Consider the following 12,050-nt stretch of genomic DNA (forward strand, 5'->3'; position numbering starts at 1 on the left):
CAAGGCTTTCTCCACAGAATAATAAAAAAAGACCGCAAAAGGCCCTTTAATTCAAAAAGCCCTTTGGGTCAATAGCAGTGTTATTCTCCACCGGTCGAAAAATATTCAGATCGTTTCTTTTGTCTTGTGCGATCTTCTTCAGACATGGTTGTATTGATTTCGTGTGCATCATTGCCCTGTACTCTTTCAGCGCCTTGTTCAGTCGTACGCTTTGAACGGTTTTTCTTGCTCATGATTAAGAACCCCCTTTACGATCTAGTATCCCGCAAATGGATGTTCTATACTCGCTCCTTCAATGAAAGTAGATCCTCCAAGAAATAGGCGATCCCATCTTCTTCATTCGTCTTAGTGACTCCGTTAGCAATATTTTTCAGTTCTGGAATCGCATTTCCCATCGCAATCCCATGACCAGCATATTCAATCATTTCTAGATCATTATCTTCGTCTCCAAACGCAATGACCCTTTCCTGGGGAACATTCATCGATTCAGCGACCTGTTTCAATCCTACTGCTTTATTCAAGCCGGCTTTGACAACCTCTATGATGTTCCAAGGTGCTCCCCAAACTCTGTGATCGATGACTTCTGCATGTTTTGCCTTCAACAGTTCCCTCAATTCTTTGACATGGTGGTCTTGAGGACGGACCAATAAGGAAGTTGGATTATGCGGCAGCGCGTGAATCAGGTGTCCGACGTTCAAGTTTGCTTTTTCAATTAGAAAAGAATTGATGATGAATTCATCTTCATGATGCAAATAAACATCATCAAGCACCTCTGCAATGACATTTTTAACATCAAATTCCAGGCATGTTTCTACGATTTCCTTGGCAACCTCTATCTCCATAGGTGAATGGAACCGGCCCCATCCGGGATCTTTCGGATGGTGGATAAACGCTCCATTGAAGTTAATAATAGGAGTGGATAATCCGAGTTCATGATAATATTGTTCGCTACCACGAAACGGTCTTCCGGTAGAAATGACGACATGATGACCGTTCTCCATAGCTTGCTGTAAGATGTTCTTGGTATGTACTGAAACAGTTTTATCATCTTTCAATAAAGTTCCGTCTAGATCGACGGCAATCAAATAGGGTCGTGACATCCCCATGCCCCCTTTATTCATATCATGGCTAGTTCCTTCATCCAGCCACTTTGATACGTAACGTACGTTCCATTTTACCGAGTCATGTGGAAAAAGTCCAATAATTGTAAGCCCTTGCATGCCTGTCGAAAAAAGACGAAATATGATATGATAATTTAGCACGTTTTTATGAAATGGAGGAAAGTTTATGGGAAATGAACATCATTCAAGCGAAGTGAAAGAGGCGATTGGGAAGAAAGATATCGGCCGCCTTCATTTTCGTGGAGGAGTCTTTGCAGCTACTATTCCTCTTGTGTTTTTCATCGTTTGGGCCATTACATTGAGTGTTCTTGAATTAGTTACAGAAGAGGCACTTGTCCTTGGAATGGTTCTAGGGATCTTGATCGGGTTATTTTTTTGTAAATCAAAATGGTCCGACTATGCACAATCCCTTTTTGCAGGGATGGCCCAACCGATAGGAGTCATCGCGGTGATTGCCTGGTTTTGGGCGGGAATGTTCGCGAAACTGCTTTCGGCAGGAGGATTAGTGGATGGATTGATCTGGTTTGGTTTTCAAACTGGACTTGAAGGCGGCTTTTTTGTCGGGCTGACCTTTCTATTAGCTGCATTATTCTCTACTGCGGTTGGGACAGGCTATGGAACAGTCGCAACATTCGGGATATTGATGTACCCGGCAGGGCTTGTGCTTGGAGCGGACCCGGTCGTATTATTAGCGGCCATATTAAGCGGGGCTGTTTTTGGGGATAATTTAGCGCCGGTTTCTGACACGACGATCGTTTCAGCAACGACACAGGAGGCAGACGTACCTGGAGTCGTTCGTTCACGTTTCAAATATTCTATCGCTGCGGCGGTTCCATCATTGATTTTATTTGTTATTTTCGGGGGAGGCGGAAGCATCAACAATCAAAACGCTCTCGCCCAACTTGAACAACAAGTGACGCCATCAGGATTATGGCTGCTTTTGCCGTTTATTCTTGTCCTATACTTAGCTTTGAGCGGACATCATTTATTAACCTCTTTAACTTGGGGAATCGTATCATCAGTTGTTGTCATTTTTCTGACAGGCACTCCTTTGACTGAAGTCATTTCAATCCATAAGGAAAATGGAACGCCTGTAGTTGAGGGAGCATTGATGAGTGGTATCGGCGGTTACTTCAATATGGCAATCTTGATTTTATTCATTCTTTCAGCAGCACATTTACTTGAAGTAGCGGGTACGATGGAAGCAATACGGAATTTCTTCTTAAAACTCATCAAAAAAGTCGTGCGCAGAGCGGAGCTATCCATTTTTGCAATCGTTGCTTCATTGAATGTATTCATCACAATCAATACAGCAGCAGAAATTGCAGCAGCACCATTTGTAAGGAAACTGGGTAAAGAGTTCAATATCCACCCTTATCGACGGGCGAATTTCCTTGATACGATCTCGTCATCATTAGGCTATATATTCCCTTGGAGCGGTGGTGTGCTTCTTGCCTGGGCGACGATAAAAGGCGCGGCTAAGGACTATGATTTCTTGACGGTCGTAGAACCGACAGACGTTTTCCCGTATGTCTTCCAGGGCTGGGGATTATTGATCGTCATGTTAATTGCAGCACTAACCGGATGGGGTCTACGCTACACTGGTAAAAATGGTGAAGAAATTCATCCGAAGAATTATAATCATGAATCTTAATTGTGAAAAAGGACTGTCTGTATGGGGCAGTCCCTTCTTTATTTAACGTTGTTTTCGCAATCTTTGTTGGGTCTCGCACCTTGCTCTCCAATCAACTTGCACAAGGTGGTTCTTTACAACAAATGACCCAAAAGCAACCATCTTTAAGAAAAGAGCCTTATTAAACAAAGCATATTTTCGGACGATAGCTATTGGATAGGAAGATGTTGGGTGTTTAATGTTATAAAGAAAGGGTAATTATGAAATTAAACTACTTGAGGAGGTTATCTTGAAATGAAATTCACACCGAAAAAAGCAATTGTGTCAGGTGTCGCAGCAAGTGTAGCAGGTGCAGCTACCTATTATCTAAAAGATCGTTCAAACCGAATCAAGGTGAAAGAGACCCTGACTGACTTCACGACTAAGATAAAAGATCGTGCAGGGAAGTTCAACAATTCTAATGTGCCTGTTGAGAAGGCTGGAGAGCCAAGCGACGTTGAAGACAGCAAAATGGTTGCTGAAGGCGCTCAAACAAGTGTTGATTATTATAACAAAACCCAACAATAAAATAGTTGAAAGAAAGCATCCGCTTGCGGGTGCTTTTCTTAAACTTGCATGTAAAGAAAGTATAAATACTTTCTTCAATATAAGGGCAACGAATGCTCAGCCTGCGATAAAGCTTGGCTTTGCGGAGTTTTCTTTATGAACAAAAGAGGTATTGAGGTCCTTTAGTTCTACTCAAAACATATACTTTGTTAAAATAATGTCAATCAATCTTTGGAGTAGGTGTCCCATGATAAAAATAAGTACAGAATACATACAAAACATACCGATCCTGAATGTAGCGAAAGAAGATGTTTTTACAAATACACTGCCTACCCTTGTTTTTCTTCATGGTTTTACGAGTTCAAAGGAACAGAATCTATCTTACGCCTATCTGTTAGCTAAGAATGGGATTCGTGTCCTTTTACCAGATTTTCCGCTGCACGGTGAACGATGTGACCCGATTTCAGTTGAAGAACGTCAATGGAAATTTTGGGATATTGTCGTCCAAGGGATTACTGAATTAAAAGAAGTCGCAGATCATTATGTAACAAACGGCCAGACTGACTCAGGTCGGATTGGAGTCGCAGGCACCTCTATGGGAAGCATTACGATGTTCGGTGCACTTACGCAATATGGCTGGATTAGAACCGCTGTTTCCTTGATGGGGACCCCTGGTTATGAGCAATTCGCCAATCTGATGATCCAATCGATCCAAAAAGAGGGCAGGCAGTTGCCGTTATCTACATCTGAACTAGAATCGAAAGTACAGAGCTTAAAGCCTTATGATCTATCCTTGAACCCTCGTTTGTTAGGGGATAGATCTTTGTGGATATGGCATGGGAAAGTAGATAATATTGTTCCATATCAACTGACGAAACAATTTTATGAAAGCATAGTGGAAGCAGGACTATTTCGAGAAAACCAGGTTGAGATGGTGACTGATCCAATTGCTGGCCATAAAGTGACCCGGGATGCCTGTCATAGAGCAGTGGAGTGGGTAATAAAAACGTTATAGCCAAAGGAAGAGGTCCTAAACGGGGCCTCTTTTTTTGCTTTTAGTTCTGTTAGTTTATATTGTTGATGTTTACGCACTCCATCTCCTAAAATAAAGCATTATTAAGAAAGGCTGTTTTGGCAAACTTTGTTGCTCTTGCACTTAAAGAAAGTATAAAATACTTTCTTCAGTATAAGGGCAACTAAGGCTCGACCTACAAAAGGCTTGGTCTCGCCAAGTTTTCATTAAAAACCGTTGATTTCCGCTCCAGGATGTTCGCTTTCCGCGGGGCGTGCGGTAAGTCCCTCGTCGCATGCCTTGCGAGGAGATTATTCAGGTAGTAGGCACGCTGATCCTGCTGGAGTCTCGCACCTTGATCTCCAATCAACATGCACAATGATTTATTAAAAATGACACAAAAGCAACAATCTTTTAGAAAAGTGTCTTAAGAAAAATCCAAAATCCGTCTCCCCCTTTTTAGTAAGAACTTTGTATTTATAAGGTGAAAGGGGGTGAGGGAATGGCAACAGCAATTCTGAATGACACAAGATTGACGATCACTTTTGATGCTGGGATCGATCTTGAAGGGAAGCCGGTCTACAAACGTAAAAGTTTCACAAACGTAAAGAGCAGTGCAACGCATGACCAGCTCTTCGCTATTGTTGAGGTACTGGCACCACTTCAACAGTATCCAATCAACGATGTCGAGCGTACAAATTCATTCGACCTTAGTGCCTAAAGCGTCTGAATAATTTCGGAAAGGAGGAATTTTGATGGCAAAGCAAATTGAATTGTTATTCGAAAATGAAGAAGGGAAAACAGTCCGTCTATCCCTTGATGAACCTGTTGAACCAGTCGATACAATTGCATTAGGATCAGCTATGGATCAGATTCTGGCAGAAAATGCATTCGTATCTTCTGGAGGCGATCTTGTAGCTAAGAAAGGTGCACGCATTGTAGAACGTAACGTTACAGATATTCCATTATCATAAAGGGATATAAAGGATCGGCTTTATACAAGTCGATCCTTTTTGATTAACCTATTTTGCCATTTCACTTCAATGAACTTAGGGAAAAATCAACAGTAGGATTAACAAATCCTGATTTTAATGAGAGGATGTGACTGGATGGAACAATGGGTTACTGTGATGAGTGATTTTGGTTTCCCTGTTGTAGTGACACTCTACTTGCTGCACAGGATCGAATCGAAACTCGAATCATTGAACCAATCCATCAACAACCTACCCAACCAATTAAGAAGCTGATGCGGAACATTTTATGTCCTGCTTCCAATGGGTTATACTATAATCAGAAACTCGAAATGGAAGGGGTTCATTATGGCTAACGAAGAAGTTAAAGAAAAGTTGATGGAAGCTCTTGAGGAAGTAGAAGATCCTGAATTAGGTGTAGATATCGTTAATTTAGGGTTAGTATATGATGTCGAGCTTGATGAAGAAGGTATGGCAAAAGTGACCATGACGTTGACTGCTATGGGGTGTCCGTTGGCAGGAACGATTGCTAACGATGTACGCAATGCACTGATCGATTTTCCTGAGGTCAAGGAAGTTGACGTTAATATCGTGTGGAATCCACCATGGACAAAAGACAAAATGTCCAGATACGCAAAAATCGCTCTTGGCATCCAATAAAAACACAGCATAATCAAAACGATGGATTGATCCGAAATGAAGCAGCTTTCAAAGCAACAGTACATGTCTTATGTTGTAATAAGCCGCTTCTCGGGTCGATCCATTTTTGTGTTTAAGGCTGATTTCGCAACCTTTGTAGTTCTTGCACTTAAAGAAAGTATAAAATACTTTCTTCAGTATAAGGGCAACTAAGGCTCGACCTACAAAAGGCCTGGTCTCGCCAAGTTTTCTTTAAAAGTCGTTGATTTCCGCTCCAGGATGCTCGCTTTCCGCAGGGCATGCGGTGAGCCCACTCGTCGGCTTGCGACATGGAATGGTCTCACCTGTCCCAAGTTTTCTTTATTGATTTCGTGAAACTGTCAGTAGTCTTTGCTAAAATGAAAGTGGAATGTTGAAAGGCGGTGACGAGTATGGTTGTTGAACGCAGGAAACCCATACAAATTGGAGAAGGGGTTAAACGGGTTCTTGAGTATCCGCTTCAATTACAATCTGAAGAATTGAATATAGAAAATGCAACTGAGCGAGTATTAGCAGAACCGATTATTGCAGATCATGATGTACCCCCATTCAATCGTTCTCCGTATGATGGTTTTGCGTTGATAGCTAATGATACAGAACATGCTTCGACTGAAACCCCTGTCCACCTTGAGGTCATTGAAGAAATCGGTGCAGGTCAAGTTGCAGAATCCCACCTGCAAACAGGACAGGCGATCCGAATCATGACCGGAGCAGCGATTCCAGAGGGCGCAGATGCAGTTGCGATGTTCGAAGTTGTCAAAGAAATTCACCAACACGGAAAGACATTGATCGAGGTCGCCAGAAGATTTTCGTCTGGACAAAATATTGCGAAACAGGGCGAAGATACAGAAAAAGGGACAGTGCTCATAAAAAGAGGGACGACGATCACACCAGGCGTGACTGCTTTGTTAGCTACTTTCGGATACAAAACCGTTGATGTCTTCCGGATGCCGAAAATCGGCATTTATGCGACTGGTACAGAGCTTTTGGACATTGATGAACCGTTACAAGCAGGGAAGATCCGTAATTCCAATGCCTACATGATTGCTTCCCAGATCCGAAGAATGGGCGGGGAACCGATATATTTAGGAAAATTAGATGATGATTTTGATGCGTGCTTTGATGCGGTGTCATCTGCATTGAACGATGTTGACGCTCTTGTCACAACAGGCGGTGTTTCAGTCGGGGATTATGATTATTTACCGGCGATATACGAAAAACTCGGCGCAACTACGCTTTTCAATAAAATAGCTATGCGGCCCGGAAGTGTAACCACAGTGGCTGAATATGAAGGGAAGCTGCTTTTCGGCCTATCAGGAAATCCTTCCGCTTGTTTTGTCGGTGGAGAGCTTTTTGTAAGACCGTTCATAAAGCAAGCTGCAGAGAGTACACCTTACCTGGCCAAAATGAGAGCGCTTCTGGCGAAGGATTTTCCTAAACCGAATCCTTTCACAAGGTTGGTCAGGGGAAAAATCGATTACGCTCCTGAAGGAATCCGTGTCGCCCCCACAGGTCTTGATAAATCGAGCTCGGTTACATCAATTGCAGAGGCGGATGTTTTCATTGTGCTCCCAGGTGGAACGAGAGGCTTTCAAAATGGGGATGAAGTGGATGTCCTGTTATTCAACCATGAAAGTGACCTGAACCCATGGGAAGTTTAAATAACACGATTCCTATCATTCAAATAACGGGTTATAAAAAGAGTGGGAAAACAAGTTTCATCAAAAAAATCATCAGGGAGTTATCAGAAGAGGGTTATCGTGTAGGTGTCATCAAACATCACGGCCATGGGGGAGCACCTGACATTATAGAACCTGAACACACAGATACAGCTCAATTCCAGAATGAAGGCGCCTATATGACAGCAGTAGAAGGTGAAGGTGTCCTCCTTATGAAGTTGGATGGAAGAGAAGGAACAATCCCCCTTGAACAAATTGTATCGATGTATCAGCAAATGCCCTTGGATCTTATTTTAATAGAAGGATACAAAACGGCCCCTTATAAGAAATTCCTTATAGCAAGTAATGAACAAGAGCTGGAGTCATTACTCGAGGTTAGCGAAAACGTCATTGGGGTGATTGGTTGTAAACCGGAGGAAATCTCTGGGCTCATCAGCTTGGATTTCAATCAAGCTGAGGAATTTACCAAGTATGTAACAGAAGAGTATTTAAAACGGAGATGAATCCATGTCTAAACACTTTTACATTACAAAAGAACCGCTCGACGTGAATGAAGTCGTTGAAAGGGTAATCCATCCTCATGCGGGGGCGATCAATACGTTTATCGGTACTGTACGGGAGTTGACGAATGAGAAGCGGACACTTTTCCTTGAATACGATGCATATATTCCGATGGCGGAAAAGAAATTAGAGCAAATCGGTTCAGAAATCAATTCTCGTTGGAATGAAGCGCGTGTGGCAATTGTCCATCGGATCGGTAGGTTGGATATTTCAGATATAGCTGTCGTCATAGCGGTTTCGACTCCGCATCGTGCAAACTCCTATGAAGCGAGCCGCTATGCGATTGAACGAATTAAAGAGATCGTCCCGATTTGGAAAAAAGAACATTGGGAAGATGGCGAAAAGTGGATCGGTGATCAGCTGGAAAAGATGGAATACCCGTCAGGAAAACCAGGAAAGGAGCATCTTGATGATTAATGTATTATTGTTTGCGGGATTACAGGAAAAAGTCGGGAAAAGCGAGCTATCTGTTGAAAAACAGGAAGTCACGGTCGATCAACTTATAGCCCATATTCGTGAAACTGAGCCCAGACTGGACCTCTCGAATGTGATGGTTGCAGTCAATGAAGAATTTGTAAATAATCCCGGCCAGGTCATCCGTGAAGGCGATACGGTTGCGCTATTACCGCCAGTTAGCGGTGGTTAAGTAGCTTTCTTTTTTAGACACTTGAAGAAAGTATAAAATACTTTCCTCAGTATAAATACACAAGCAGGTGACTTCGAGAGCAATACACTGCGCGAAGGAAAACAATTGCTTTATCGAGGAACTATTGGCTCCGCCTAAAGCTTGGGCTTTGTCAAGTTTTCTTTATCACAATCAAAACAGCGTACGCCTGTTTTTGTTTTGATTCCATTGAAAAAGCCATCCATACAGTAAATCGGCTTGTTGCAAATCTCGCACTTTCCGATATATTCTTTCATATCCATCCTCCTTACAAATAACACATGAATAGTCTTGAGGTTTAGTTGATAATGTTAATAAAAGCAATGCCAGTCATTCTATCATTCTCAGTTTATATTTTCTTTTACCTTGATACAAACCCGAATTTCGTTTATCTATTGATCATTACAAGCTATTTTATTGGAGCTTTACTTGTTTCTTCTTTTATCCGGAAGGAAGATCCCAGTAAAGGAGCTCTGATCATGGGCTTAGGAATCGTATCACTAGGGCCGGTCCATACAGTAAATCTGGCTCAAGAACCCGAAATCGTTCCATTTCTATTGATTGGTTTATGGCTTCAAATATCGATGAGTTATATCAAAAACTTCAACAAATGGAGCTTTCAAGATGCCAATCATACTTTTTTGCATGGAACGTGGGTGGCAGCTACTTCGGTAGTAGGTGTTTCTGTCCTCTTTTATTATCCGCAAGAACCCTTTGTATCCAAATTGATCGCAGTTCTAGCTGCTTTTCTCTGGGCAGGGTATGCCGTTCTATCAATTTACACATTCCAAAAGCTCATTTTTTCTAAAATAGATTTAGAGAGGATACACGGCGGCATTTTGTTAACTGTTGTAGCAACACAATCCGTCGTTATCGTGATGGAATGGACGTTTGATCTATTGAAGACGGCAGAGCTGATCTTGATAAGTATAGGTATCTTATTTTATTTAGGCAGCATCGGGGTCCTGATTATTCGATATGCCAGGAACACTTGGACTATTGTTGATGATTGGAAAAATACGAATTGTATCGTGCATGGTGCTTTATCAATTACAGGAGTTGCCTGGCTGAATATCGGTGCTTCAAGTAGCTCTTTAGGAATCTATTGGCTTCTAGTTTTTATTGTTTTTCTTATTATTGAGTTGATGGAATTGTACCGGGCAAGCCAGCGGATAAAACACTTAGGGATCTCTCAAGGTATATACGTGTACCATCCATCCCAATGGGCAAGAATTTTCACATTCGGTATGTTTTATTATTTTACAACAATATGTAAGCCTCTGATCCCTGTCAATGATGGGTATTTAACTGTCGTTGATGCCAGTCTCCTCATACTGGGTCCTGTCATCATCCTCTTGACGATCATCCAACTATTGATCATGGGATATCCAATACTAATGAAGGCAACAGAAAAAGCGCCGGGCAATTAAGCTCAGCGCTTTTTTAACCAATCACATGAATAAAATTACCAATGGTCCTACGATGAAACAATAGATGGCAAAGTATTTCAAATTTCCTCTAGCCATGATTCCCATCAACCACTTCAATGAAATGTATGAGGCGATAAATGAAATCAGAAAGGCTACAAGGTACGGTATCAATAATTGATCAAGCAGCGGGTCGTCTTTTATATCACCAAAACTTAAGATCATTGTTCCGACACTTACCGGGATGTATAGCAGAAATGAATACCGCAGTGCTGTTTCTTGTTTCATACCACGTCCCATTGCGGCCACAATCGTTGCCCCAGAACGGCTGATTCCCGGAATTAGTGCTACCGCCTGGGCAAAGCCTACAATCAGGGCGTCCTTAATCGATAGGTCCTGATCATATTTACGTCCACGAAGGTTTCGGATCAACCATAACGCGATACCGGTGGCGATTAAGGATGCTCCGACCACCTTGATTGTTTTCAAGTTCCCAGAAATGAAATCCTCTGCTATTATTCCAATGACTGCAGCAGGAATCGTTCCGATGATCAAATAGATGATGAACATGAAATCTGATTTATATTTACGATCTCTTGTCATCGTAAAATTCAAACCATTCGTGGTAAGCCTAACAAGATCCTCCCGATAGATCACTAGAACAGCAAGTAACGATGCGAAATTCATGAAAACTTCAAAACTGAATCCCTCGATATGTATATCCAATATCTTTTCTGCAAAGACAAGGTGTCCGCTGGATGAAATAGGGATCGGTTCAGTAATTCCTTGTACAAAGCCAAAAAAAGCATATTTCAAAAGTAGAAAGAGTTGATCCATTTAACGTTCCTCCGAATAATATATCTCTTTTTATTTCAAAAGCACATGTAGTCATTAAACAATAAATCAACGTACTAGTAAAGAGATAATTCGTGACATTTATCATCAACCTGTCCTTACACATTTTCAACTCAATGTGAATATCATGAAAATGTGAGGGGGGAAGATCGTGCCTTATCGTAAATATATGAAAGCTTTAAACAAGCATAACCAGATGATGCAAAAACAATGTAAGAAGCATATAAATCAGTATGTACAGTGTCATATGATGGATGGGAAAGTGTATGAGGGGTATGTTGAAAAGGTTGATAAACAGAATATATACTTAATCATAGAAGTTAAATACAAGAAAAAGCCTGGAATGAGTCAACCTAGACAATATTTAGGATTTCCTGAGCCTGGGTTAGGGTTTGAACGGATCATCTTGCCTCTGCATTTCCTGACGGCTGTATCTTTGGTTCCGTATTAAGAGTTGAAAGTCACCAAAAAAGGTGGCTTTTTTGTTGTCTTCATTTTTCTGTGGGATCTGGCCTAGCTCGCTTTTCCCGCAGTGTCGCGAATTTTCTCTGACGATTCCAAATGGCTTTCCACAACATTCAATAATGTGCATTTCGAGAAATTCATCTCGATTAATTTTTTATTGAGGAGGTTATCCTACTGATAAAAAGGAGGGATTTAGTATGGGACAGAATCATCAGTTCAATCCTGGGCAGAAAGCACCAAACAATGGGATCTACGTAGAAATAGGAGAGACGGGCAGCATGGTGAATGACCCGAAAGAAATCAAACTGCATGCAGGCGATGCATTTCCGGAAACAAGTAATCATAACCGGAAGTGGACTTATAAACGGAAGCCGTGATTCATTCAACTTTCCAAATATGAATACTTATTCAATTTTTTGTTGAAATTAACGGACTTTA

The 12,050-nt window shown here is 41.6% G+C and carries 18 protein-coding genes; 14 read left to right on the plus strand and 4 right to left on the minus strand.

All coding sequences use genetic code 11. The features are described from left to right. Positions 1-80 precede the first annotated feature (80 nt). A complete protein-coding gene (locus N8M93_RS13130) occupies positions 81-233 on the minus strand; it encodes a hypothetical protein (RefSeq protein WP_261132515.1) in 153 nt (50 codons plus the stop codon). 45 nt (positions 234-278) lie between these two features. After that, positions 279-1,100 carry a Cof-type HAD-IIB family hydrolase gene (locus N8M93_RS13135; RefSeq protein ID WP_261132517.1) on the minus strand — a complete coding sequence of 274 codons (822 nt, stop codon included), beginning with the start codon at positions 1,098-1,100 and terminating at the stop codon, positions 279-281. Between the two features lie 187 nt (positions 1,101-1,287). On the opposite strand from N8M93_RS13135, the gene N8M93_RS13140 reads away from it, so the two are divergent. The 11 genes from N8M93_RS13140 to moaD all read left to right on the plus strand — a co-directional run bounded on the left by N8M93_RS13140 (position 1,288) and on the right by moaD (position 8,847). Beyond that, positions 1,288-2,775: a Na+/H+ antiporter NhaC family protein gene (locus tag N8M93_RS13140; RefSeq protein WP_261132519.1), complete on the plus strand. Its 1,488-nt coding sequence runs from the start codon at positions 1,288-1,290 to the stop codon at positions 2,773-2,775. A 273-nt stretch (positions 2,776-3,048) separates the two neighbouring features. Then, entirely contained in the window at positions 3,049-3,321 is a 273-nt protein-coding gene (locus N8M93_RS13145) for a hypothetical protein (RefSeq protein ID WP_221563782.1), read from the plus strand. 226 nt (positions 3,322-3,547) lie between these two features. After that, the gene (locus N8M93_RS13150; protein WP_261132522.1) at positions 3,548-4,315 is read left to right on the plus strand and encodes an alpha/beta fold hydrolase; all 768 of its coding nucleotides are present in this window, start codon (positions 3,548-3,550) and stop codon (positions 4,313-4,315) included. Positions 4,316-4,814: 499 nt separating this feature from the next. Beyond that, a complete protein-coding gene (locus N8M93_RS13155) occupies positions 4,815-5,033 on the plus strand; it encodes a DUF1659 domain-containing protein (RefSeq protein WP_261132523.1) in 219 nt (72 codons plus the stop codon). A gap of 34 nt (positions 5,034-5,067) precedes the next feature. Further along, positions 5,068-5,286, plus strand: coding sequence for a DUF2922 domain-containing protein (locus tag N8M93_RS13160; protein WP_261132525.1), 219 nt, complete (start codon positions 5,068-5,070; stop codon positions 5,284-5,286). Positions 5,287-5,421: 135 nt separating this feature from the next. After that, positions 5,422-5,559 (plus strand): YvrJ family protein, encoded by a 138-nt coding sequence (locus N8M93_RS13165; RefSeq protein ID WP_261132526.1) that lies wholly within the window; start codon positions 5,422-5,424, stop codon positions 5,557-5,559. Between the two features lie 72 nt (positions 5,560-5,631). After that, positions 5,632-5,943 (plus strand): metal-sulfur cluster assembly factor, encoded by a 312-nt coding sequence (locus tag N8M93_RS13170; RefSeq protein WP_221563794.1) that lies wholly within the window; start codon positions 5,632-5,634, stop codon positions 5,941-5,943. Positions 5,944-6,353: 410 nt separating this feature from the next. Next, positions 6,354-7,622, plus strand: coding sequence for a gephyrin-like molybdotransferase Glp (gene glp, locus N8M93_RS13175; RefSeq protein WP_261132528.1), 1,269 nt, complete (start codon positions 6,354-6,356; stop codon positions 7,620-7,622). Beyond that, the gene (gene mobB, locus N8M93_RS13180; RefSeq protein WP_261132530.1) at positions 7,610-8,143 is read left to right on the plus strand and encodes a molybdopterin-guanine dinucleotide biosynthesis protein B; all 534 of its coding nucleotides are present in this window, start codon (positions 7,610-7,612) and stop codon (positions 8,141-8,143) included. Before glp ends, mobB begins: the two co-directional genes overlap by 13 nt. 4 nt (positions 8,144-8,147) lie before the next feature. After that, positions 8,148-8,618 (plus strand): molybdenum cofactor biosynthesis protein MoaE, encoded by a 471-nt coding sequence (locus N8M93_RS13185; protein ID WP_261132532.1) that lies wholly within the window; start codon positions 8,148-8,150, stop codon positions 8,616-8,618. Next, positions 8,611-8,847, plus strand: a complete 237-nt coding sequence (gene moaD / locus N8M93_RS13190) for a molybdopterin converting factor subunit 1 (RefSeq protein WP_261132534.1) — start codon at positions 8,611-8,613, stop codon at positions 8,845-8,847. The genes N8M93_RS13185 and moaD overlap by 8 nt, the downstream gene beginning before the upstream one ends. A 134-nt stretch (positions 8,848-8,981) precedes the next feature. On the opposite strand, the gene N8M93_RS13195 is transcribed toward moaD, so the two are convergent. Then, positions 8,982-9,122 carry a hypothetical protein gene (locus tag N8M93_RS13195; RefSeq protein WP_261132535.1) on the minus strand — a complete coding sequence of 47 codons (141 nt, stop codon included), beginning with the start codon at positions 9,120-9,122 and terminating at the stop codon, positions 8,982-8,984. Between the two features lie 51 nt (positions 9,123-9,173). Here N8M93_RS13195 and N8M93_RS13200 point away from each other — a divergent pair, with 51 nt between their 5' ends. Next, entirely contained in the window at positions 9,174-10,295 is a 1,122-nt protein-coding gene (locus N8M93_RS13200) for a hypothetical protein (protein ID WP_261132536.1), read from the plus strand. A gap of 21 nt (positions 10,296-10,316) precedes the next feature. Here N8M93_RS13200 and N8M93_RS13205 read toward each other — a convergent pair whose 3' ends face one another. Then, on the minus strand, positions 10,317-11,129 hold the full coding sequence (locus N8M93_RS13205; protein WP_261132537.1) for an undecaprenyl-diphosphate phosphatase: 813 nt from the start codon (positions 11,127-11,129) through the stop codon (positions 10,317-10,319). 169 nt (positions 11,130-11,298) lie between these two features. On the opposite strand from N8M93_RS13205, the gene N8M93_RS13210 reads away from it, so the two are divergent. Next, positions 11,299-11,598: a hypothetical protein gene (locus N8M93_RS13210; RefSeq protein ID WP_261132539.1), complete on the plus strand. Its 300-nt coding sequence runs from the start codon at positions 11,299-11,301 to the stop codon at positions 11,596-11,598. Positions 11,599-11,809: 211 nt separating this feature from the next. Next, positions 11,810-11,989: a YjzC family protein gene (locus N8M93_RS13215; protein ID WP_261132541.1), complete on the plus strand. Its 180-nt coding sequence runs from the start codon at positions 11,810-11,812 to the stop codon at positions 11,987-11,989. Positions 11,990-12,050 lie beyond the last annotated feature (61 nt).

It is taken from the genome of Bacillus sp. Marseille-Q3570, assembly GCF_946151055.1.
Taxonomy (GTDB): domain Bacteria; phylum Bacillota; class Bacilli; order Bacillales; family Fictibacillaceae; genus Pseudalkalibacillus.

Coding starts and splice junctions, on each gene's coding strand:
- N8M93_RS13185 (WP_261132532.1), top strand. CDS start 8,148: ATGTCTAAACACTTTTACATTACAAAAGAACCGCTCGACGTGAATGAA.
- N8M93_RS13150 (WP_261132522.1), top strand. CDS start 3,548: ATGATAAAAATAAGTACAGAATACATACAAAACATACCGATCCTGAAT.
- N8M93_RS13145 (WP_221563782.1), top strand. CDS start 3,049: ATGAAATTCACACCGAAAAAAGCAATTGTGTCAGGTGTCGCAGCAAGT.
- mobB (WP_261132530.1), top strand. CDS start 7,610: ATGGGAAGTTTAAATAACACGATTCCTATCATTCAAATAACGGGTTAT.
- N8M93_RS13205 (WP_261132537.1), bottom strand. CDS start 11,129: ATGGATCAACTCTTTCTACTTTTGAAATATGCTTTTTTTGGCTTTGTA.
- N8M93_RS13195 (WP_261132535.1), bottom strand. CDS start 9,122: ATGAAAGAATATATCGGAAAGTGCGAGATTTGCAACAAGCCGATTTAC.
- N8M93_RS13215 (WP_261132541.1), top strand. CDS start 11,810: ATGGGACAGAATCATCAGTTCAATCCTGGGCAGAAAGCACCAAACAAT.
- N8M93_RS13200 (WP_261132536.1), top strand. CDS start 9,174: ATGTTAATAAAAGCAATGCCAGTCATTCTATCATTCTCAGTTTATATT.
- N8M93_RS13160 (WP_261132525.1), top strand. CDS start 5,068: ATGGCAAAGCAAATTGAATTGTTATTCGAAAATGAAGAAGGGAAAACA.
- N8M93_RS13155 (WP_261132523.1), top strand. CDS start 4,815: ATGGCAACAGCAATTCTGAATGACACAAGATTGACGATCACTTTTGAT.
- N8M93_RS13170 (WP_221563794.1), top strand. CDS start 5,632: ATGGCTAACGAAGAAGTTAAAGAAAAGTTGATGGAAGCTCTTGAGGAA.
- N8M93_RS13140 (WP_261132519.1), top strand. CDS start 1,288: ATGGGAAATGAACATCATTCAAGCGAAGTGAAAGAGGCGATTGGGAAG.
- N8M93_RS13165 (WP_261132526.1), top strand. CDS start 5,422: ATGGAACAATGGGTTACTGTGATGAGTGATTTTGGTTTCCCTGTTGTA.
- moaD (WP_261132534.1), top strand. CDS start 8,611: ATGATTAATGTATTATTGTTTGCGGGATTACAGGAAAAAGTCGGGAAA.
- N8M93_RS13130 (WP_261132515.1), bottom strand. CDS start 233: ATGAGCAAGAAAAACCGTTCAAAGCGTACGACTGAACAAGGCGCTGAA.
- N8M93_RS13135 (WP_261132517.1), bottom strand. CDS start 1,100: ATGTCACGACCCTATTTGATTGCCGTCGATCTAGACGGAACTTTATTG.
- glp (WP_261132528.1), top strand. CDS start 6,354: ATGGTTGTTGAACGCAGGAAACCCATACAAATTGGAGAAGGGGTTAAA.